We start from the raw sequence: 20,207 nt of genomic DNA on the forward strand, positions 1-20,207 counted from the left end.
TCAATCCCCGGAAACTTGCGCAAAGGTTGAGCTTTGCCGGGCCGGCGCCCGGTCCGGGGCCACCGGAGCCGACGGGTCCACCGCCGCCGTCAGCACGCTCGCGGCCAGCACGCTGGCCAGCCCGAGCCCGGCCGCCAGCCGCCGCGCGGGCGGTACGCGGGCCAGCGCGGTCCACGCGGCGTGCGCAGGGGAGGTACGGGGCCTGCGGTGCCGGGCGGCGGCGGGCGCCGCGGGCCCGGCCGGTGCGGTCGCCCCGGGCGGTACGGACACGGACAGGGCGACGTGCAGCGGGTTACGCATGGGTGCGGCGACCTCTCGGGGGACGGAAGCGGGCTCAAGGGCGGCGGCGCCTCAGAAGCTGAAGCACTCGGAGTGGATCCGCCCGCCCGGCACCCCTGCCCGCAGCAGCGCGGCCTGCGTGGCGTCCGCCATCCCGGGCGGCCCGCACAGGTACACGTCGTGCTCCGCCAGGTCGGGAACCAGCGCGAGCAGCGCCTGCGGAGCCAGCGGATCGTATGCGGCGTCCGAGCGCCCGAGCAGGTAGTGCAGCCCGGCCCGCCGCTGCGCGGCGATGGCCTCCAGCTCGGAGCGCAGGACGAGGTGCTCCTCGGCCCCGGCCCGGTAGAGCAGGGTGATGTCCCCCGGCCCGCCCGGCAGGGTCTCGAACAGGGCCCGCATCGGGGTGATCCCGACCCCGCCGGCGATCAGCAGCACCTTGGGCCGGGTCCGCCGGGCGGCGGTGAGCGCCCCGAAGGGGCCGGTGGCGATCACCCGGGTGCCCGGGCGCAGCCGGCGGATCCGGCGGGAGTGGCCGCCCAGCGCCTTCACCGTGATGCGCAGCGTGTCCCCGCGGACCGGAGCCGACAGCGAGAACGGCAGCGCGGTGTGCCACAGCCGGCGCTGCAGGAACCGCCAGCGCAGGAACTGGCCCGGCTCCGCGCGCAGCTCCGCGAGGTGCTCCCCGTAGACGACGACGGAGACGACCCCGGGCCCCTCGACGCGGACTTCGGCGACCCGCAGCGCGTGCCGCAGGACCTGGCGGACGGGGACCACGGCCCGGTACCAGACGAGCAGGACGGCGACGACGGCGTGGGCGAGGGCCCAGAACCAGGCGACCAGGGCCAGGTCGGGCCCGACGAGCTGGTGCCCGAAGGCCAGGGCCGCGGCGAGGTAGACCAGCAGGTGCACCCCGCGCCAGGTCTCGTACGGGACGCGGCGGCGTACGGAGCGGGCGGAGGTGATGCCGACGGCGGCCAGGAGGACGGTCCCGGTCGCCGCGGCGGCCACGGCCGGGTAGCCGAGCAGCTCCCGGACGGCGGAGAGCACGTCGACCCCCTCGTGGACGGCGTACCCCCACAGCGCGAACAGCCCGTGCCCGAAACAGAGCAGCAGGACGTGCCGGCCGCCCAGCGCGTGCCAGCGGGCGAGCCGGTCGGCGCCCACCCCGTGCTCGACGGCGGGGACGCGGGCCATCAGGAACAGCAGCACCAGGACCCCGTACCCGGCGAGCAGCCCGGACAGGTGGGCGGCGGTCGCGAACAGCGCGTCGAGCCGGGCCGAGGGCCGCACCTGGGCGGCCCACAGCAGGGTCACGGCCCCCGCCCCGCCCAGCATTCCGCCCTTGACCCGCACCGCCGCATCTCCATACGGGCCACGCTAAGGGCGGTCCGCGCGGCCGCCGGGTCCGGCGGATGATCCTTAAGGCGGCCTTGAGGAACGCCTCACGGACCCTTAACCCGGACGCTGAGGTCGGCGTTCCGTCCGGGTAACAAAGACGGTGCCGAGGGGAAACAGCAGCGTCGCACCCTCGTGTCATGACCTCGGAACAGCAGCGCGTGGTGGTGATCGGCGGCGGCCTCGCGGGCCTGCGGCTCGCCGCCCGGCTGGGCGGGAACGTCACAGTCCTCGGCGAGGAACCGCACGTCCCGTACAACCGGGTCCTGCTCGCGGAAGTCCTGGCCGGCCGGTACGCACCGGAGGTGACGGCCTTGCCCGCCGCCGGCCCGGCGCTGCGCCGGGGCGTGCGGGCGGTGCGGATCGACCGGGCCGAGCAGGTGGTGCACTGCGACGACGGAACGGTCGAGCCCTACGGCACCCTGGTGCTGGCCACCGGGTCGAACCCGGTCCTCCCGGCGCTGCGCGGCCTGTTCGAACCCGAGGGCCGGGACCTCCCCTCCGGGGTCCACGCCTTCCGCACCATGGACGACTGCCTGGCCCTGTCCGCCGCCGTCCGCCCCGGCGTGCGCGCGGTGGTGATCGGCGGCGGCCTCCTCGGCGTTTCGGCGGCCCGCGCCCTCGCCGAGCGCGGCGCGCAGGTCGTGCTGGCGCAGCAGGGCGAGCGCCTCATGGAGCGCCAGCTCGACGCGGACGCCTCGGCCCTGCTGCACACGCACCTCACCGCGCTCGGCGTCGAGATCCACACCGAGTGCCGGGTGCGCGGCCTCACGACGTCCGGCCCGGACGGGGACACCCGCCCCGCCACCGGCCCGGCGGCGGCCCGCACCACCCCGCAGGTCCCGCGGACCGGCCAGAACAGGGTCACCGGCGTCGAGCTCGCCGTCGGCTACCGCCTCGACGCCGACATCGTCGTGCTCGCCTGCGGGGTGCGGCCGCGCACCGGCCTCGCCCTGGCCGCCGGGCTCGACGTCCGCACCGGCATCGTGGTCGACGACCGGCTGCGCACCAGCGACCCCCGCATCCACGCGATCGGCGACTGCGCCGAGCACGCGGGCCGGGTGTACGGCCTGGCCGGCCCCGCCCTGGAACAGGCCGACGCCCTCGCCGACGTCCTCCTCGGAACCGGCCAGGGCATCGCCGGCGCCGCCGGCGATGCCTCCGGATACTCCGGCACCCGGGCCCTGACCCGGCTCACCCTCACCGCCGGCGGCGACCGGCCCCTCGACCTCGCCGCCTTCGGCGAGACCACCCCGCTCCCCGGCGACGACGTGGTCCGCCTCACCGACGCCACGCGCCGCACCTACCGCAAGGTCGTCGTCCGCGGCGACCGCCTCGTCGGCGGGGTCCTCCTCGGCGAGCTCTCCAGCGTGGGCGCCCTCGCCCGCAGCTGGGAGGACGGCGAGACCCTCACCGACTTGCACCACCTGCTCACCGACGACGGAGGCTCCTGATCATGGCCGCAGCCACGCCCACGCCCACCCCCGCCATCGTGCTCATCGGCCACGGCATGGTCGGCCAGCGCTACCTGGAGGCACTCGCCGAGCGCGGCGCCACCGCCACGCACCGGATCACCGTGCTCTGCGAGGAGCCCCGGCCGGCCTACGACCGCGTGCACCTGACCTCGTACTTCTCCGGCAGCACCCCCGAGGACCTCTCGATGACCCCGGCCTCCTTCATGGAGGACCACGGGATCACCCTGCACCTCGACGATCCCGCCGAGACCATCGACCGCGAGGCCCGCACCGTCACCTCCCGCTCGGGGCGCGTGTTCCCGTACGACGTGCTCGTGCTCGCGACGGGCAGCTACCCCTTCGTGCCGCCCGTCCCCGGCAAGGACGCCCCGGGCTGTTTCGTCTACCGCACCATCGAGGACCTCCTGGCGATCGAGGAGTACGCCAAGACCCGCACGAGCGGTGCCGTCGTCGGCGGCGGCCTGCTCGGGCTGGAGGCCGCCGGCGCGCTCCAGGGCCTCGGGCTCGCCACCCGCATCGTGGAGTTCGCGCCCCGGCTGATGCCCGCCCAGGTCGACGAGGGCGGCGGCGCGGCCCTGCTGCGCACCATCCAGAACATGGGCCTCACCGTCCACACGGGCGTCGGCACCCAGGAGGTCGTCACCGGCGACGACGGCTCGGTCACCGGCATGAAGCTGTCCGACGGTTCCACCGTCTCCACCGAGCTGGTCGTCTTCTCCGCCGGCGTCCGCCCCCGCGACCAGCTCGCCCGCGAGAGCGGCCTGAGCGTCGGCGAGCGCGGCGGCATCGCCGTCGACGCCCACTGCCGCACTTCCGACCCGCACGTCTACGCCATCGGCGAGTGCGCGCTCGCCGCCGACGGCCGCGTCTACGGCCTGGTCGCCCCCGGCTACGAGATGGCCGAGACGGCCGCCGAGGACCTGCTGGGCCGCGAGAAGGAGTTCACCGGAGCCGACCTCTCCACCAAGCTCAAACTGCTCGGCGTGGACGTGGCCTCCTTCGGCGACGCGCACGGCGCCACCGCCGGCAGCCTCGACGTCGTCTACTCCGACTCCCGCTCCGGCGTCTACAAGAAGGTGGTCGTCTCCTCCGAAGGCGTCCTGCTGGGCGGCGTCCTGGTCGGCGACGCCGACTCCTACGGCCTGCTGCGCCCGCTCACCGGCTCCGTACCGCCCGTCACCCCCGAGCAGCTGGTGCTGCCCGCCGGGGCCGGTGCGCCCGTCGCCCTGGGCCCGGCCTCGCTCCCCGACACCGCGGTGATCTGCTCCTGCCACAACGTCACCAAGAAGGCCATCACCGCCCACGCGACCGTCCCCGAGGTCAAGAAGTGCACCAAGGCGGGCACCGGTTGCGGCAGCTGCCTGAAGGTGATCGGGCAGCTCATGCCGCCCGCCGCCGACAAAGGGCTCTGCGACTGCTTCGCCTTCACCCGCGCCGAGCTCTACGAGATCGTGCGCACTCTGCGCGTGAGCTCCTACCAGCAGCTCCTGGACAGCCACGGCCGGGAGGGCGCGCGCGGCGGGGACGGCTGCGAGCTGTGCAAGCCCACCATCGGCTCGATCATCGCCTCGCTCGCCCCCACCCTCGGCGCGAGCGGCTACGTCCTGGACGGGGAGCAGGCGGCCCTGCAGGACACCAACGACCACTTCCTCGCGAACATGCAGCGCAACGGCTCGTACTCGGTGGTCCCGCGCATCCCCGGTGGCGAGATCACCCCCGACAAGCTCATCGTGATCGGCGAGGTGGCCCGCGACTTCGGCCTCTACACGAAGATCACCGGCGGGCAGCGCATCGACCTCTTCGGCGCCAGCGTCGACCAGCTCCCCCGCATCTGGGCCCGCCTCGTCGATGCCGGATTCGAGTCCGGGCACGCCTACGGCAAGGCCCTGCGGACGGTGAAGTCCTGCGTGGGCCAGACCTGGTGCCGCTACGGAGTCCAGGACTCCGTACGGATGGCCATCGACCTGGAGCTGCGCTACCGGGGCCTGCGCGCCCCGCACAAGCTCAAGTCGGCGGTCTCCGGCTGCGCCCGCGAGTGCGCGGAGGCGCAGAGCAAGGACTTCGGGGTCATCGCGACGGCGAGCGGCTGGAACCTCTACGTCGGCGGCAACGGCGGGGCCACCCCGCGCCACGCCGACCTGCTGGCCCAGGACCTGTCCGACGCCGAGCTGATCCGGCTCATCGACCGGTTCCTGATGTTCTACATCCGCACGGCGGACCGGCTGGAGCGCACCTCCACCTGGCTGGAGCGGCTGGAGGGCGGTCTCGGGCACCTGCGGGACGTCGTCGTGCACGACTCGCTCGGGCTGTGCGCGGAGCTGGAGTCGCTGATGGCCGACCACGTGGCGCACTACCGCGACGAGTGGGCCGAGACCCTGGAGGACCCGGAACGGCTGCGCCGGTTCGTGTCCTTCGTCAACGCTCCCGGCGCCCCCGACCCGACCGTGAAGTTCGTCCCCGAGCGCGACCAGGTCAAGCCCGACCTGACCATCCTCACCCTTGAGCCCGTTGGATCCCTGGGAGGCACCCGATGACCGTCGAACTGCAGGTGGACGAAGGCTGGCTGACGGTGTGCGAGCTCTCCGAGCTCGTCCCCGGGCGCGGGGTCGCGGCCCTGCTGCCCGACGGGAGCCAGGCCGCGGTGTTCCTCGACCGCAAGGGGCGCCCGTACGCCATCACCAACCGGGACCCCTTCACCGGGGCGTACGTCCTCTCGCGCGGGCTGCTCGGCACCGCGGAAGGGCGGACCTTCGTGGCCTCGCCGCTGCTCAAGCAGCGCTTCGACCTGGAGACGGGGCGCTGCCTGGACGACGAGGAGGTGGCGGTCCGCACGTATCCGGTGCGGACTGCCGCGACCTCGGTGTGAGGCTCAGGCCTGGACCGTCGCCGGATCCATCCACATGATCTCCCAGGTGTGGCCGTCGAGGTCGTCGAAGGCGCGGCCGTACATGGTGCCGTAGTCCTGGGCGGCGCGGGGCTCGGTGGCGCCGCCGGCGAGGGCCCCGTCGACGAGCTCGTCCACCGCGGCACGGCTCTCGGCGCTCAGACACAGGAGCACCGAGGTGGTGGTGGCGGTGTCGGCGATGGCCTTGTGGGTGAAGTCCTTGAAGCGGGCCTCGGTCAGGAACATCGCGACGATGGTGTCGCTGATCGGCATCGAGGCGCAGTTCTCGTCGGTGAACTGGGCGTTGAAGGAGTAGCCGAGCCCGGCCCAGAAGGCCTTCGTCGCGTCGAGGTCCTTGACCGGCAGGTTGACGAAAATCATGGTGGAGGACATCGCGGTCCCTCTTCTCTCGGTGTGTTCCCGTTGCTTTCGAGGGATAGACCGCGGGGCCCCGGAGAACTCATCGCTCCGGGCGAAACTTTTCCGGATTTTCTCGGCGGAGGACGAACCCGCAGGTCAGACGGGACAGACGGGACCAGACAGGGGTCGGACGGGGCCACACGGGGTCAGGCGAACGAGCGCAGCTCCAGGGCTGCCAGCGGTACGAAGCCCACCGTGCCCTCGCCGCGCGGCAGCTCCTCGTCCGCGCCGGCGAGCCGCTTGTGCAGGGTCAGCGCGATCCGCTCGCCCTGCGCCTTGGCTCGCTCCGCGTTCGGCCCCTGGTGCAGTCCGTCGATCGTGGCGCGCCACAGCTGCACCCAGCGGCCGAAGTCCCCGGCGGTCATCTCGCGGGCCGAGTGGAGGGCGGCGTGCGGGGCGAAGGCGTTGCGCCGGTAGTCGGCGCTGCGGAAGAGGGCCCGCTCCCAGAAGTCGGTGATCCGGGGCAGGTGCACGTCGAGGTCGGTGCCGGCGATCTCGGTGAAGAACGGCCCGATCCGCGGGTCGGCGAAGGCGGCCGTGTAGAAGCGGCGCAGCACGACGTCCAGGTCGGCGCGGCCGGAGATGTCGCAGACGGCGGCGTTGTGGCTCATGAGTCCACCATCCTCCCGTACCGGGGCACTCCCCAGGGCAGAAAGTCCCGTAGTGCGTCACATCTCGCCGTACCCCGCCGGGCCCGCGCGGCCGCCGGCGGGCCGGCGGGCGCCGGTGCCGTGGAGGTCCGCGGGACCCTCCGAAAAGAGCGCTCGGATTTCCCGGAATCCCTCCTGGCGGATTGACCCCGAACCGGTCGCCCCCGCGCCATTTGGAATTGACTTCACGTCAACTCGGCACTTCTAAGTTCCTCCACGCGAGTGCGACTCCCCGCCCGACCGGGCGCGGAGCTTCTCCTCCCACAGGAGTGACCGTGGAACGTCGTACCTTCCTCCGCGGGGCCGTCATCGGGTCCTCGGCCGCCGCCTTCGGCGGCACATTGATGCACGGGGCGGCCTACGCCGCCCCCGCCCAGCCCGGCGCCGGACCCTACGGGGCGCTCGGCGCGGCGGACGCGAACGGCATCATGCTGCCCACCGGCTTCAGCAGCCGCGTGATCGCCCGCTCCGGCCAGAACGTCGGCCCCACCACGTACAAGTGGCACAGCGCCCCGGACGGCGGCGCCTGCTTCGCCGACGGCTCGGGCTGGATCTACGTGTCGAACTCGGAGATCAACCCCTCCGGCGGCGCGAGCGCCGTCAAGTTCAACTCCTCGGGCACCATCACCGGCGCGTACCGGATCCTCTCCGGCACCCGGCAGAACTGCGCGGGCGGCAAGACCCCGTGGAACACCTGGCTGTCCTGCGAGGAGGTCAGCCTCGGCTACGTGTACGAGACCGACCCGTACGGCGTGAACACGGCGGTACAGCGCCCGGCGATGGGCAGGTTCAAGCACGAGGCGGCCGCCGCCGACCCGGTGCGCCAGGTGATCTACCTGACCGAGGACGAGACCAGCGGCTGCTTCTACCGGTTCATCCCCACCACCTGGGGCGACCTCTCCTCCGGCACCCTCCAGGCGATGGTCGCCGGAACCGCCACCTCCGGGTCCTTCACCTGGCAGAACGTCCCCGACCCGGACGGCTCCCCGACCACCACCCGCACCCAGGTCTCCGGCTCCAAGAAGTTCAACGGCGGCGAGGGCTGCCACTACGCCAACGACACGGTCTGGTTCACCACCAAGGGCGACAACCGGGTCTGGCAGCTCAACCTCGCGAACAGCACCTACGAGCTGGCCTACGACGACTCCCTGGTGCCCGGCGGCGGCGCCCCCCTGACAGGCGTCGACAACGTCACGGGGTCCTCGTTCGGCGACCTGTACGTCGCCGAGGACGGCGGCAACCTGGAGATCTGCGTGATCACCCCGGACGACGTGGTCGCCCCCTTCCTGCGGGTCACCGGGCAGTCCTCCTCGGAGATCACCGGCCCGGCCTTCTCCCCCGCCGGGAACCGGCTCTACTTCAGCAGCCAGCGCGGTACGAGCGGCAGCTCCACCGGCGGCATCACCTACGAGGTGACCGGCCCGTTCCGGGTCTGAACACGTCCCGGAGGGACGCCTCACGGCGCCTCCCGGGATAGGCGCCGCACGGCATCATCGGCCGCACCCCGGCGGGGGTTCCTCCCCGCCGGGGTGCGGCCGCGGTCATGAGGCCACGGCCCCGCCCTTGAGCAGCGCGGCCCCCAGCGGCGTCACCGTGTGCAGGACGGCGTTGCCCCGGCGCAGGGTGGTGACGAGGCCGGCCTCCCGCATCACCCCGGCGTGCTGGCTCGCGGAGGCCAGCGAGACCCCGGCACGCCGGGCCAGCTCGCTGGTGGTGGCTCCGTCCCCTATGGCCTCGAGCACCACCGAGCGGGTGTGCCCGACGAGCTTGCCCAGGGTGCGCTGGCGGTACTGGCGCAGCTCCGCCGCCGGGCGGGTCGCCTCGCAGCCGACCTGGGCCGAGCCCAGCTCCGCCGCGGCCGGATAGACCAGTACCGGCGGCAGCTCCGGATCGTGCAGGGTCACCGCCGTGCGCCGGCAGAAGAAGGAGGGCTGGAGCAGCAGCCCGCGCCCCCGTAGCCGTACGTCACGGTCCACGGGGTAGTCGCACTCCAGCACCGGAGCCCGCCAGCGCAGCATCGGCGGCAGGGAGGCGAGCAGCTCGTCCGCTCCGCCGTCGAGCAGCGCCCGGCCGCGCGCGGCCCGCTCGGCCTCGATCTGGGCCTGGATGTGGGTCCAGTACGGCTCCACGGCCGCCCGGTGGTAGCCGCGCAGTTCTCCGAGGAGCCGGGGCAGGTGCGCGGTGGCGCCCTCCATGAAGTCGCGCAGCCGCCTGGGGACCGGACCGTCGGCGCCCCCGCCCGCACCCGCCGCCGAGGGCATCCCGAAGGCCGCCGCCATGCCCGAGCCCGCTCCCGCGCCCTGGCCGAGCATCAGGAGCTCGCGCCGCATCCGCTCGGGGCGGATCGCGCGCAGGGCGTCGAGGCCGACGTCCCATCCGTACTGCCCCTCGACGGGCGTGAGGAAATCGGGGAAATACCCGCGGCTCGGTATCAGTGCGCCGAGAAGTCGTGTTTCACCATTCAACCTGCTCCGGGTTTCGGTACGCCAATCACCGAAGAGCCGGGCATCCCGCCGGTCTCTTAATCGGTGAAAACTCAAAATCGTTTCCCACAACGCATCGGGACGCCCTGCCATCCTTACGCGTGCCAGGTCCACTCCAGTGAAATGGATACGCAGCACCGAACCCCCACCTGTGCAACCGCAATCCCCCCGCCCCATGAGTATGCACGCCGTCACACGTGGTCACCATGGCCTTTCAGCCACAGTTGAAACCCCTTTCGGCGGGGGCGTGACAACCGAAATCCTGTACTCCGCCGGGCACACTCCGGCGCGACCGAAACGCTCCGCGAAGGCCGTGGGGGGCTTTGCGGGGCCTGGCGGTCGGTCGCACCGGGAAGCGCCGACGTGTCCGGCGGATTGGCGACAGGCGGTGGACGGGTGGGGATCCGTCCACCGCCTGTTGCCGTTAAGGCCTTTGGAACAACATTGAACGAATATTGCCCGGCAGGGAACGGCCGGAACGGCCGATCGGCCGAGACCGAACGGCCGGGGAACGCCGAACCCGGAACGCCGGAAGGCACGGAAAGCGGAACGCGCGGAAGGCTGGCGGCGCCCGGGAAATAGGCGCGCCTGCCGCCGGGTGTCAGGGAACCCGGGGGCAGGCGCGGTCCAAGTGGGCCCCCCCGAACCGGGGGCCTGGGGGCGGTCAGCGGCTGTCGCTGCCCTTCGCCTCGGCGGCGGCGCGGCCGGCCTCCAGGCGCGCGACCGGAATCCGGAACGGCGAGCAGGAGACGTAGTCGAGGCCGACTTCGTGGAAGAAGTGGACGGACTCCGGGTCACCGCCGTGCTCTCCGCAGACACCGAGCTTGAGGTCGGGGCGGGTGGCCCGGCCGGCCTCGACGGCGCTGCGGACCAGCGAGCCGACGCCCTCGCGGTCGATGGTCTCGAAGGGCGAGACCCCGAAGATGCCCTTCTCCAGGTAGGCGGTGAAGAAGCTGGCCTCGACGTCGTCGCGGGAGAAGCCCCACACCGTCTGGGTCAGGTCGTTCGTGCCGAAGGAGAAGAACTGCGCGGCCTCGGCGATCTGGCCGGCCGTGAGGGCGGCGCGCGGCAGCTCGATCATGGTGCCGATGGTCAGCTTGAGGCTGGTGCCGGTGGCGGCCTCCACCTCGGCGATGACCTGGTCGGCTTCCTCGCGGACGATCTCCAGCTCCTGGACGGTGCCCACGAGCGGGACCATGATCTCGGCGCGCGGGTCGCCCTTGGCGTTCTTGCGCTCGGCCGCGGCCTCGGCGATCGCCCGGACCTGCATGGCGAACAGGCCGGGGATGACCAGGCCGAGACGGACACCGCGCAGACCCAGCATCGGGTTCTGCTCGTGCAGCTTGTGCACGGCCTGGAGCAGGCGCAGGTCGTTCTCGTTGGCGTCCTTGCGGGACTCGGCGAGGGCGACGCGCACCGACAGCTCGGTGATGTCGGGCAGGAACTCGTGCAGCGGCGGGTCGAGCAGGCGGACGGTGACGGGCAGGCCGTCCATCGCCTCGAACAGCTCGACGAAGTCCTTCTTCTGGAGCGGCAGGAGGGCACTCAGTGCCGTCTCACGCTCCTTGTCGGTGTCCGCGAGGATCAGGTGCTCGACCAGCTCGCGGCGCTCGCCGAGGAACATGTGCTCGGTGCGGCACAGGCCGATGCCCTGGGCGCCGAAGCGGCGGGCGCGCAGCGCGTCCTCGGCGTTGTCGGCGTTGGCGCGCACGCGCAGGCGGCGTACGCGGTCGGCGTAGGCCATGATCCGGTGCACGGCGGCGACGAGCTCGTCGGCGTCGTCGGCGCCGGCGTGCATGCGGCCCTCGAAGTACTCGACGACCGGAGACGGTACGACGGGTACCTCGCCGAGGTAGACCTTGCCGGTGGAGCCGTCGATGGAGACGACGTCGCCCTCTTCGACGACCGTCCCGCCGACCGTCATGCGGCGGCGCTTGGTGTCGACCTCAAGGTCCTCGGCGCCGCAGACGCAGGTCTTGCCCATGCCGCGGGCGACGACGGCGGCGTGCGAGGTCTTGCCGCCGCGCGAGGTCAGGATGCCCTCGGAGGCGATCATGCCGTCCAGGTCGTCGGGGTTGGTCTCGCGGCGGATCAGGATGACCTTCTCGCCGGAGCGGGACCACTTGACGGCCGTGTAGGAGTCGAAGACGGCCTTGCCGACGGCCGCGCCCGGGGAGGCGGCGATGCCGCGGCCGAGCAGCGTGGTCTTGGCGTCCTCGTCGAAGCGCGGGAACATCAGCTGCGCGAGCTGGGCGCCGTTGACGCGCTGCAGGGCCTCGGCCTCGTCGATCAGGCCCTGGTCCACGAGCTGGGTGGCGATGCGGAAGGCGGCGCCCGCGGTGCGCTTGCCGACGCGGGTCTGGAGCATCCACAGCTGGCCGCGCTCGATGGTGAACTCGATGTCGCAGAGATCCTTGTAGTGGGTCTCCAGCGTCGTCATGATCGTCATGAGCTGGTCGTAGGAGGTCTTGTCGATCGACTCCAGGTCCGCCAGCGGGACGGTGTTGCGGATGCCCGCGACCACGTCCTCGCCCTGGGCGTTCTGGAGGTAGTCGCCGTAGACGCCCGCGTGGCCGCTGGCCGGGTCGCGGGTGAAGGCGACGCCGGTGCCGGAGTCGGGGCCGAGGTTGCCGAAGACCATGGAGCAGATGTTGACCGCGGTGCCCAGGTCGCTCGGGATGCGCTCCTGGCGGCGGTAGAGCTTGGCGCGGTCGGTGTTCCAGGAGTTGAAGACCGCTTCGACGGCGAGGTCCAGCTGCTCGCGGGCGTCCTGCGGGAACTCGCGGCCGGCCTGCTTGGCGACGATCTTCTTGAAGCGGGTGACCAGCTTCTTCAGGTCGGCGGCGTCGAGGTCGGTGTCGACGGTGACCTTCTTGGCGGCCTTGGCCTCGTCGAGGGCTTCCTCGAACAGCTCGCCGTCCACATCGAGGACGGTCTTGCCGAACATCTGGATGAGGCGGCGGTACGAATCCCACGCGAAGCGCTCGTTGCCGGCCTGGGTGGCGAGCCCGGTGACGGACACATCGGAGAGGCCGATGTTGAGGACCGTGTCCATCATGCCCGGCATCGAGAACTTGGCACCGGAACGCACGGAGACCAGGAGCGGGTCGTCCGACTGGCCGAGCTTCTTGCCCATCTTCGCCTCGAGGGCGGCGAGGTGCGCGCTGACCTCCTCGCGCAGCTCGGCCGGGGCCTCGCCGCTGTCGAGGTAGACCTTGCAGGCCTCGGTGGTGATGGTGAAGCCGGGAGGGACCGGCAGACCCAGGTTGGTCATCTCGGCGAGGTTGGCACCCTTGCCACCGAGAAGGTCCTTGAGGTCGCGGTTGCCCTCCGTGAAGTCGTAGACGAACTTCTGATCTTTGTTTTCCGACACGGGTCTCGACTCCTCGAGGCTCGGTGGCTGCCCTGACGGCCAGGAACATACCCAGATCGAAGGCTTATGGGTACGTCCACTTGGCGGTCATGCGCCCGTAACCATCCACCCGCCCCCAGATCGAAAGTAACTGGCGAGTAGCCAGAACATACGAAGAGCCTTCACATCCCGAAGGATGAGAGGCCCACTGAGGCTTAAACCCGCTCGGATGAGCGATCATCGATACATTTGCGTTCAACACTTGAACGCACAAAGGGTGGCACCCAGTGCCACCCTTTGAAAGTCTTACCCGTGACCATTGCGCTCATCTGAGCGAAACCTCACCCATGCGTGGCGTATGTCACGCCACAGCTGACGCGTTTTGCCAGTGAATCCTCAGCCTCCGGACGTGTCCAGTTCGGCTTCCTCACTCACGCCCGCACAGTCGTAAGGATCCTTCAACCAGCCCTCGGGCAGGACAACCCGGTTGTTTCCGGACGTCCGGCCGCGCGGTCCGTCCGCACTCTCCGGCCAGGGCTGATCCAAATCCAGCTCGCTCAGATGAGCGTCCAGCTCGGCCAGGGAGGAGGTGACGGCGAGCTTCTGGCGCATCTCCGACCCCACCGAGAAGCCCTTGGTGTACCAGGCCACGTGCTTACGGAAGTCGATCACCCCGCGCGCCTCGTCGCCGATCCACTCCCCCAGCAGCTCGGCGTGCCGGAGCATGGTGCGCGCGACCTCCCGCAGCGTGGGCTTGTGGAAGTCCTCGGGGCGCCCCTCGAAGGCCGCGACCAGGTCGTTGAACAGCCACGGCCGCCCCAGGCAGCCGCGCCCCACGACCACGCCGTCGCAGCCGGTCTCGCGGACCATGCGCAGCGCGTCCTCGGCACACCAGATGTCGCCGTTGCCGAGCACCGGGATCTCCGGCACATGCTCCTTGAGCCGCGCGATGGCGTCCCAGTCGGCGGTGCCCCCGTAGTGCTGGGCGGTGGTGCGGCCGTGCAGGGCTATGGCGGTGACGCCCTCCTCGACGGCGATCCGGCCGGCGTCGAGGTAGGTGAGGTGGTCGTCGTTGATGCCCTTGCGCATCTTCATCGTCACCGGCAGGTCGCCCGCGCCCGCGACGGCCTCGCGCAGGATCGCGCGCAGCAGGTTGCGCTTGTACGGGAGGGCCGAGCCGCCGCCCTTGCGGGTCACCTTGGGGACCGGGCAGCCGAAGTTGAGGTCGATGTGGTCGGCGCGGTCCTCCTCGACGATCATGCGGACCGCCTTGCCGACCGTCACCGGGTCCACCCCGTACAGCTGGATCGAGCGAGGCTTCTCGGTCTCGTCGAAGTGGATCAGATGCATGGTCTTCTCGTTGCGCTCGACCAGGGCACGGGTCGTGATCATCTCGCTCACGAACAGCCCCTTGCCGCCCGAGAACTCGCGGCACAGGGTTCGGAACGGGGCATTGGTGATGCCGGCCATGGGCGCGAGCACCACCGGGGGCTGCACGGTGTGCGGGCCGATCGCGAGAGGCGGAGGGAGCGTGGTCATCCCCCCATTGTCGCGCAGCCGCGCCGTGGGTCATATTTCTTTAGTTAGACGTACTATCGGCACCATGCGCGACGTGAGCCCCAGGAGGCGTCTGCTCGTCCTGGCGATCTGCTGCATGAGCCTGCTCATCGTCAGTCTCGACAACACCGTCCTGAACGTGGCCCTCCCCTCCATGCGGCGCGACCTGGACGCCTCGGTGGCCGGGATGCAGTGGACGATCGACGCCTACACGCTGGTCCTGGCCTCGCTCCTGATGCTGGCCGGCTCCACGGCGGACCGGATCGGTCGCCGCAAGGTCTTCACCGTTGGCCTCATCGTCTTCACCCTCGGCTCGCTGCTCTGCTCGCTCGCGCCGAGCCTGGAGTGGCTCGTCGCCTTCCGGATGGTCCAGGCGGTGGGCGGCTCGATGCTCAACCCGGTCGCCATGTCGATCATCACCAACACCTTCACCGACCCGCGCGAGCGCGCCCGCGCCATCGGCGCCTGGGGTGCGGTCGTCGGCATCTCCATGGCCGCGGGCCCGCTGATCGGCGGCCTGCTCGTCGACTCCGTCGGCTGGCGGTCCATCTTCTGGGTCAACCTCCCCGTCGGAGCGCTCGCCCTCCTCCTGACCCTGCGCTACGTCCCCGAGTCGCGGGCCGACCACCCGCGCCGCCCCGACCCCGTCGGGCAGCTGCTGGTCATGGCTCTGCTGGGCTCCGTCACCTACGGGATCATCGAGGCCCCGGCCGCCGGCCCGAGCTCCCCGCTGATCCTCGGCTGCGCGGCGCTCGCCGTCGCCTCCCTGGCCGGGCTGCTGGTGTACGAGCCCAGGCGGGCGGAGCCCCTGATCGACCCGCGGTTCTTCCGCAGCGCCCCCTTCAGCGGGGCCACGGTGATCGCGGTCAGCGCCTTCGCCGCGCTGTCCGGGTTCCTGTTCCTGAACACCCTGTACCTCCAGGACGTACGGGGCCTCGACGCCCTGGACGCCGGCCTGTACATGCTGCCCATGGCGGCCCTGGCCTTCCTCTGCGCCCCGCTGTCGGGCCGGCTTGTCGGCACCCGCGGCCCACGGCTGCCGCTCGTGGTCGCGGGGGTGGGCATGGCGGCGAGCGGCCTGCTCTTCGCCGCGTTCTCGGCGGAGTCCTCGGACCCGCTCCTCTTCGCCGGGTACGTGCTCTTCGGACTCGGCTTCGGCATGGTCAACGCCCCGATCACCAACACCGCCGTCTCCGGCATGCCGCGCGCCCAGGCGGGCGTGGCCGCGGCGGTGGCCTCCACCAGCCGCCAGACCGGCGGCACCCTGGGCGTGGCGATCGTCGGCGCGGTCCTGGCCGCCGGCATGACCGCCACCCCGTCCGACTTCGTCACGGCGGCCCGCCCCGGCTGGTGGATCATCACGGCCTGCGGCGTACTGGTCCTGCTGGTAGGCCTGGCCACGAGCGGCCCCTGGGCCCACACCACGGCCCTCCGCACGGCGAAGTCCCTCTCCTTGGCCGGTCCCCAACCCCTGCCCCCGCCCACACCCCGCACCACGAAGGCACCCCCGGGGGCGTGACCGGGCGCGACCGGAGGCGCGGGCGGGGGCCGGCGGAGGCGTGCCCTGCCGGCCTGTATCGGAGGCGGGGGGGGCGGGGCGCAGCCCGGGGGTCCGGGAGGTCCGGGGGGTCCGGCGCAGCCCGGGGGACGGGGGAAGGGCGGGGCGGGGACGAGCCCGCGCAGCGGCACAGCCCGGCGGCCCGACCCGCCCCAGCGGCAAGCGCCGCCGACCGCCGTCACCCCGCGGCGGACCATCCCGGGAGCGTCGGCAGCACCGTCTCGGCGACGCGGAGCAGCGCCGCGTCGTCCGGCACCAGGCCGTCCGTACGCCACAGGGCCATCGACAAGGAGCCGCCGCTGTCCTGCGCGTCCTGGGCCACGACGAGGACGCGGGCCGGGACGCCGGGACGGCTGTGGCTGTCGCTCCCGTCGAGGCGGAAGCCGATGCTGATCGTGCGGTCCGAGTAGAGGACCGCCGGGCGGCCCAGAACCGTCCGGCCGGGCGCGCCGTCTCCCAGAAGGGCGGCGGTCGTGGCCACGGGAAGGAGGTCGTAGTCGGCCCGCAGCGTCACCGTGTAGGTCCCGAGCTCGACCCTGGCCGAGGAACTGGTGATCTCCTTGCCCCCGGCGACCTTGACGGAGCCGGCGCTGCCGCCGGCGCTCTTCGCGATCTCCCCGGGTGTGCCCAGCAGTTCCGCGAGGTCGGGACGGTGCAGCGCCGTGCACAGCTGGGCCCCGGAGGCGCGCGGGGGCGCGTCCCCGGACTGCGCCTGCGTCTTGTCGGGCTCCCCGCCCGAGCAGGTAGCGGGCCGCGGCGGCGTACTGGTGGCGGACGACGACTGCGCGAGCGTCCAGAAACCGATACCGAGTGCCCCCACCAACGCCACGGCCGTAATGGCCTGCCCCACCGCGGCCACACCCTTGTTGCGTGCGTCGAAATCGTCGGCCATATCCCCCACCTGCTGTGATCCCCCGATGCGTGCCCGGGGACCTTAACCCGTGATCATCAGGCGGACAAGGAATGAGGCCGTCGCCCCAGTGCCGGACGGGCCTGCTCCCAAGCCGCGCCAAGCCGCACCGAGCCGCACCGGTCGCGCCCGCCACGGAGCTCCCGTCCGGGCCCACCGGAAGGCCGGGCCGCCACCCTGCCCACCGGTCGTGCCCCGCCGGGCCAGGGCCTCGTATCCCCGTACCGCCGCGCGGGCTACTCCGCGCAGTCGAGGTCGTCGCCGTGCGAATCGATCCGCGCCAGCAGCCCCCGCAGCACGTCCCGGTCCTGCCCCGACAGCCCCGCGAACAGTCCGAGCTCGACCGCGTCGAGAGCCGCGTTGGTCCTGGTCAGGACGTCCGTCCCGGCGTCGGTGATGGCGACGTTGTGACGCCGCCGGTCGGCCGGGTCCCGGCGGCGCTCGGCGAGCCCGCCGCCCTCGAGGTCGTTGAGGATCCCGACGAGCACGCTCGGGTCCACTTCCAGCCGCTCGGCGAGGGCGCGCTGGCCGATGGGGCCGCCGGCCAGGTGCATCAGGGTCATCGCGTGGCGCGGGGTGAGTCCGGCCGCGCTGAGCGCCTTCTTCATGCGGGTCTGGGTGACCGATCCGTGCCAGGCCAGCAGCAGGCCCAGCCGCTGCGGAGGGTGCGGGGAGTCCTGAGGCGCCGTCATGGCCACATCGTAACAACGTGGAAATGATTGCACTCTATCGATCGTTGATGATATTCAATGATTTACCACCACCGACTGTTGGAGTTCATCATGTTCATCGCCTACGCCGTCGTCGCCGCCCTGCTCGCCCTCACCCTCACCGCCTCCGCCACCCTCACGCTCCGACGCAACCCGGCGGTCACGGCGAGCATGCAGAACCTCGGAGTTCCGGACTCCTGGCTGCCGCGCCTGGCCGGCCTCAAGGCGGCGGGCGCGATCGGCCTGGTCGCGGGCCTGTGGCTGACGCCGTTGGGCATCGCCGCCGCCATCGGCGTTTCGCTCTACTTCATCGGCGCGGCCATCGCCCACCTGCGCGCGAAGAACTACGAGCTCGCCCCCGCGGCCGTCCTGACCCTGGTCGCGATAGGCGCGCTGGTACTGCGCGCGACGTCCTGACGACCCTCCCCCGCGACCTGCGGCCCCGACCTCCTGGACGGTTACTCTTCGCGCAGATAGTCTTCGCGAAGAACATCTGAGAACGTCCACCAGGAGGCAGCCATGTGGGAGTACGAGCACAGCGTCGAAACCGCCGCCACGCCCAAGGCGATCTGGGCCCTGTGGGCCGACGTCGAGGGCTGGGGCACCTGGAACGCCGACATCGAGAAGATCGAGCTCCGGGGCGCCTTCGCGGCGGGCGCGGAGATCACCATGACCCCGGCCGGCCAGGACCCGGTGGAACTGCTCGTCGCCGAGGCGACCGAGGGCGAGATGTTCGTCGACGAGGCGCGCTTCGACGGACTGGTCCTGCGGACCACCCACCGGATCGACCGGCTCGGCGCGGACCGCAGCCGCGTGGCGTACCGGATGGAGATCAGCGGCGAGGGCGCCGCCGAGGCCGGCCCGCAGATCGGCCCGGCCATCACCGCCGACTGGCCCGAGACCATGGCCGCGCTGGTCCGGACGGCGGCTCGGACCTGATGGCCCTGACTCCGGGCGAAAGCCCCGGGCTCCTGCTCTGGCACGCCACCCTGCGCTGGCAGCGCGGCATCGCCGCGGCGCTGGGCCCCCTGGGTCTGACCCACGTGCAGTTCGTCCTGCTCGCCTGCGCCTGGTGGCTCAACAACCAGGGCGAGCACCCCAACCAACAGGCGCTGGCGCGCCAGGCCGGCACCGACGTGAAGATGACGTCGCAGGTGGTGCGGACCCTGGAGCAGAAGGGGCTGCTCGCGCGCGAGGTCGACCCGGCGGACACGCGCGCCAAGCGGCTACGGGTCACCGAGGCCGGGGCCGAGCTGGCGCCGCGGGCGATCGCCGCCGTCGAAGCGGTCGATACGGAGTTCTTCCGGCCGGTCCCGCGCGAGGACGCGATCACCCTGCTGAGCCGGCTGGCGCACCCGGAGTCCTGAACCCGCTCCCCGATGACGCCGGCCCCGCGGCACACCTCCCCACACTGACGGGTGACAGATATTGAAATCTGTCACCCGTCATGCCATTCTCGTTCCATGACGACGAACGAGAGCACCTACGCGACGACCCACCCGACGACCCCGACCCACTCGAAGCGCGCCCTCGGCACCACCGGCCCCTCGGTCTTCCCGCTGGGTCTGGGATGCATGGGGATGTCCGCCCTCTACGGCGAGGCCGACCGCGCCGAGTCCATCGCCACCATCCACGCGGCCCTCGACGCCGGCGTCACCCTTCTCGACACCGGCGACTTCTACGGCATGGGGCACAACGAGCTCCTCATCAACGAAGCCCTGCGCACCGCGCCCGCCGCGGCCCGCGATCAGGCGCTGACCAGCGTGAAGTTCGGCGCCCTGCGCACGGTCGAGGGCGGCTTCACCGGTTACGACGGGCGGCCGGAGGCCGTCAAGAACTTCCTGGCCTACTCGCTCCAACGGCTCGGCCGGGATCACATCGACGTCTACCGCATCGCCCGCGTGGACCCGGACGTCCCGATCGAGGAGACCGTCGGCGCCATCGCCGAAGCCGTGGAGGCCGGGCACGTCCGGCACATCGGGCTCTCCGAAGTCGGCGCGGACACCCTGCGCCGGGCAGCCGCCGTGGCCCCGATCGCCGACCTCCAGATCGAGTACTCCCTGATCTCGCGCGGCATCGAGCAGGAGATCCTGCCGACCGCCCGCGAGCTCGGCATAGGTATCACGGCGTACGGAGTGCTGTCCCGCGGCCTGATCAGCGGGCACTTCACCCGCGGACGGGCTCTCGCCCCGGGCGACTTCCGCGGGATGAGCCCGCGCTTCCAGGGAGACAACCTCGACCGGAACCTCGACCTGGTCGACGCCCTGCGCAAGGTCGCCGACGACAAGGGCGTCAGCGTCGCCCAGACCGCCATCGCCTGGGTGCTCTCGCGCGGCGGGGACATCGTGCCGCTGGTGGGCGCCCGCCGCCGCGACCGGCTCGCGGAGGCGCTGGGTGCCATGGAGATAGTGCTGACCCCCGCCGACCGCGCCGCCATCGAGGAGGCGGTCCCCGCCGGGGCCGCGGCGGGCGAGCGGTATCCGGCGGCGCAGATGGCCCACCTGGACAGCGAGCACTGATCCGGCTGTACGGTC

At 72.0% G+C, this 20,207-nt stretch carries 18 protein-coding genes; 9 read left to right on the top strand and 9 right to left on the bottom strand.

Translation table 11 applies throughout. The annotated features are described in order from the left end of the window. Entirely contained in the window at positions 1 to 300 is a 300-nt protein-coding gene (locus tag J7F03_RS18605) for a hypothetical protein (RefSeq protein ID WP_214950776.1), read from the bottom strand. A gap of 51 nt (positions 301 to 351) precedes the next feature. Continuing rightward, a complete protein-coding gene (locus J7F03_RS18610; RefSeq protein WP_308379716.1) occupies positions 352 to 1,632 on the bottom strand; it encodes a ferredoxin reductase family protein in 1,281 nt (426 codons plus the stop codon). A gap of 182 nt (positions 1,633 to 1,814) precedes the next feature. Here J7F03_RS18610 and J7F03_RS18615 point away from each other — a divergent pair, with 182 nt between their 5' ends. The 3 genes from J7F03_RS18615 to nirD are packed head-to-tail and all read left to right on the top strand — an operon-like array spanning position 1,815 to position 6,015. Further along, entirely contained in the window at positions 1,815 to 3,128 is a 1,314-nt protein-coding gene (locus J7F03_RS18615; protein ID WP_214950777.1) for an NAD(P)/FAD-dependent oxidoreductase, read from the top strand. A 2-nt stretch (positions 3,129 to 3,130) separates the two neighbouring features. Then, positions 3,131 to 5,683: a nitrite reductase large subunit NirB gene (gene nirB, locus J7F03_RS18620; RefSeq protein WP_214950778.1), complete on the top strand. Its 2,553-nt coding sequence runs from the start codon at positions 3,131 to 3,133 to the stop codon at positions 5,681 to 5,683. Beyond that, positions 5,680 to 6,015, top strand: coding sequence for a nitrite reductase small subunit NirD (gene nirD, locus J7F03_RS18625; protein WP_214950779.1), 336 nt, complete (start codon positions 5,680 to 5,682; stop codon positions 6,013 to 6,015). The genes nirB and nirD overlap by 4 nt, the downstream gene beginning before the upstream one ends. 3 nt (positions 6,016 to 6,018) lie before the next feature. Here the strand turns inward: nirD and J7F03_RS18630 are convergent, their stop codons facing one another. Both J7F03_RS18630 and J7F03_RS18635 read right to left on the bottom strand, forming a co-directional pair. Beyond that, positions 6,019 to 6,426: a VOC family protein gene (locus tag J7F03_RS18630; protein WP_214950781.1), complete on the bottom strand. Its 408-nt coding sequence runs from the start codon at positions 6,424 to 6,426 to the stop codon at positions 6,019 to 6,021. 173 nt (positions 6,427 to 6,599) lie between these two features. Next, on the bottom strand, positions 6,600 to 7,064 hold the full coding sequence (locus tag J7F03_RS18635; RefSeq protein WP_214950783.1) for a group III truncated hemoglobin: 465 nt from the start codon (positions 7,062 to 7,064) through the stop codon (positions 6,600 to 6,602). A 314-nt stretch (positions 7,065 to 7,378) separates the two neighbouring features. Here J7F03_RS18635 and J7F03_RS18640 point away from each other — a divergent pair, with 314 nt between their 5' ends. After that, on the top strand, positions 7,379 to 8,539 hold the full coding sequence (locus J7F03_RS18640; protein WP_214950785.1) for an alkaline phosphatase PhoX: 1,161 nt from the start codon (positions 7,379 to 7,381) through the stop codon (positions 8,537 to 8,539). A 105-nt stretch (positions 8,540 to 8,644) separates the two neighbouring features. Here J7F03_RS18640 and J7F03_RS18645 read toward each other — a convergent pair whose 3' ends face one another. The 3 genes from J7F03_RS18645 to dusB form a co-directional block, all read right to left on the bottom strand. Then, on the bottom strand, positions 8,645 to 9,724 hold the full coding sequence (locus tag J7F03_RS18645) for a helix-turn-helix domain-containing protein (RefSeq protein WP_214950787.1): 1,080 nt from the start codon (positions 9,722 to 9,724) through the stop codon (positions 8,645 to 8,647). A gap of 526 nt (positions 9,725 to 10,250) precedes the next feature. Then, on the bottom strand, positions 10,251 to 12,959 hold the full coding sequence (ppdK, locus tag J7F03_RS18650; RefSeq protein ID WP_214950789.1) for a pyruvate, phosphate dikinase: 2,709 nt from the start codon (positions 12,957 to 12,959) through the stop codon (positions 10,251 to 10,253). 375 nt (positions 12,960 to 13,334) lie between these two features. Further along, the gene (gene dusB / locus J7F03_RS18655; RefSeq protein WP_214950791.1) at positions 13,335 to 14,477 is read right to left on the bottom strand and encodes a tRNA dihydrouridine synthase DusB; all 1,143 of its coding nucleotides are present in this window, start codon (positions 14,475 to 14,477) and stop codon (positions 13,335 to 13,337) included. Positions 14,478 to 14,541: 64 nt separating this feature from the next. On the opposite strand from dusB, the gene J7F03_RS18660 reads away from it, so the two are divergent. After that, on the top strand, positions 14,542 to 16,014 hold the full coding sequence (locus J7F03_RS18660; RefSeq protein WP_214950793.1) for an MFS transporter: 1,473 nt from the start codon (positions 14,542 to 14,544) through the stop codon (positions 16,012 to 16,014). 217 nt (positions 16,015 to 16,231) lie between these two features. Here the strand turns inward: J7F03_RS18660 and J7F03_RS18665 are convergent, their stop codons facing one another. Next, the gene (locus tag J7F03_RS18665; RefSeq protein WP_214950795.1) at positions 16,232 to 16,945 is read right to left on the bottom strand and encodes a DUF6215 domain-containing protein; all 714 of its coding nucleotides are present in this window, start codon (positions 16,943 to 16,945) and stop codon (positions 16,232 to 16,234) included. Positions 16,946 to 17,199: 254 nt separating this feature from the next. Beyond that, the gene (locus tag J7F03_RS18670; protein WP_214950798.1) at positions 17,200 to 17,655 is read right to left on the bottom strand and encodes a MarR family winged helix-turn-helix transcriptional regulator; all 456 of its coding nucleotides are present in this window, start codon (positions 17,653 to 17,655) and stop codon (positions 17,200 to 17,202) included. Between the two features lie 57 nt (positions 17,656 to 17,712). Here J7F03_RS18670 and J7F03_RS18675 point away from each other — a divergent pair, with 57 nt between their 5' ends. The 4 genes from J7F03_RS18675 to J7F03_RS18690 all read left to right on the top strand — a co-directional run bounded on the left by J7F03_RS18675 (position 17,713) and on the right by J7F03_RS18690 (position 20,192). Continuing rightward, positions 17,713 to 18,090 carry a DoxX family protein gene (locus J7F03_RS18675; protein WP_251072129.1) on the top strand — a complete coding sequence of 126 codons (378 nt, stop codon included), beginning with the start codon at positions 17,713 to 17,715 and terminating at the stop codon, positions 18,088 to 18,090. A 102-nt stretch (positions 18,091 to 18,192) separates the two neighbouring features. After that, the gene (locus J7F03_RS18680) at positions 18,193 to 18,612 is read left to right on the top strand and encodes an SRPBCC family protein (RefSeq protein ID WP_214950800.1); all 420 of its coding nucleotides are present in this window, start codon (positions 18,193 to 18,195) and stop codon (positions 18,610 to 18,612) included. Next, positions 18,612 to 19,040 (top strand): MarR family winged helix-turn-helix transcriptional regulator, encoded by a 429-nt coding sequence (locus tag J7F03_RS18685; RefSeq protein ID WP_214950802.1) that lies wholly within the window; start codon positions 18,612 to 18,614, stop codon positions 19,038 to 19,040. Before J7F03_RS18680 ends, J7F03_RS18685 begins: the two co-directional genes overlap by 1 nt. A 96-nt stretch (positions 19,041 to 19,136) precedes the next feature. Then, positions 19,137 to 20,192, top strand: coding sequence for an aldo/keto reductase (locus J7F03_RS18690; RefSeq protein ID WP_214950805.1), 1,056 nt, complete (start codon positions 19,137 to 19,139; stop codon positions 20,190 to 20,192). The last annotated feature ends 15 nt before the right edge of the window (positions 20,193 to 20,207 follow it).

This window comes from Streptomyces sp. ISL-43 (assembly GCF_018614195.1).
Lineage (GTDB): Bacteria > Actinomycetota > Actinomycetes > Streptomycetales > Streptomycetaceae > Streptomyces.

What these genes read in the sequence shown, in the direction of transcription:
- J7F03_RS18605 (WP_214950776.1), bottom strand. Translation starts at nt 300, where the DNA reads ATGCGTAACCCGCTGCACGTCGCCCTGTCCGTGTCCGTACCGCCCGGG.
- J7F03_RS18615 (WP_214950777.1), top strand. Translation starts at nt 1,815, where the DNA reads ATGACCTCGGAACAGCAGCGCGTGGTGGTGATCGGCGGCGGCCTCGCG.
- nirB (WP_214950778.1), top strand. Translation starts at nt 3,131, where the DNA reads ATGGCCGCAGCCACGCCCACGCCCACCCCCGCCATCGTGCTCATCGGC.
- nirD (WP_214950779.1), top strand. Translation starts at nt 5,680, where the DNA reads ATGACCGTCGAACTGCAGGTGGACGAAGGCTGGCTGACGGTGTGCGAG.
- J7F03_RS18630 (WP_214950781.1), bottom strand. Translation starts at nt 6,426, where the DNA reads ATGTCCTCCACCATGATTTTCGTCAACCTGCCGGTCAAGGACCTCGAC.
- J7F03_RS18635 (WP_214950783.1), bottom strand. Translation starts at nt 7,064, where the DNA reads ATGAGCCACAACGCCGCCGTCTGCGACATCTCCGGCCGCGCCGACCTG.
- dusB (WP_214950791.1), bottom strand. Translation starts at nt 14,477, where the DNA reads ATGACCACGCTCCCTCCGCCTCTCGCGATCGGCCCGCACACCGTGCAG.
- J7F03_RS18660 (WP_214950793.1), top strand. Translation starts at nt 14,542, where the DNA reads ATGCGCGACGTGAGCCCCAGGAGGCGTCTGCTCGTCCTGGCGATCTGC.
- J7F03_RS18665 (WP_214950795.1), bottom strand. Translation starts at nt 16,945, where the DNA reads ATGGCCGACGATTTCGACGCACGCAACAAGGGTGTGGCCGCGGTGGGG.
- J7F03_RS18670 (WP_214950798.1), bottom strand. Translation starts at nt 17,655, where the DNA reads ATGACGGCGCCTCAGGACTCCCCGCACCCTCCGCAGCGGCTGGGCCTG.
- J7F03_RS18675 (WP_251072129.1), top strand. Translation starts at nt 17,713, where the DNA reads ATGATTTACCACCACCGACTGTTGGAGTTCATCATGTTCATCGCCTAC.
- J7F03_RS18680 (WP_214950800.1), top strand. Translation starts at nt 18,193, where the DNA reads ATGTGGGAGTACGAGCACAGCGTCGAAACCGCCGCCACGCCCAAGGCG.
- J7F03_RS18685 (WP_214950802.1), top strand. Translation starts at nt 18,612, where the DNA reads ATGGCCCTGACTCCGGGCGAAAGCCCCGGGCTCCTGCTCTGGCACGCC.
- J7F03_RS18690 (WP_214950805.1), top strand. Translation starts at nt 19,137, where the DNA reads ATGACGACGAACGAGAGCACCTACGCGACGACCCACCCGACGACCCCG.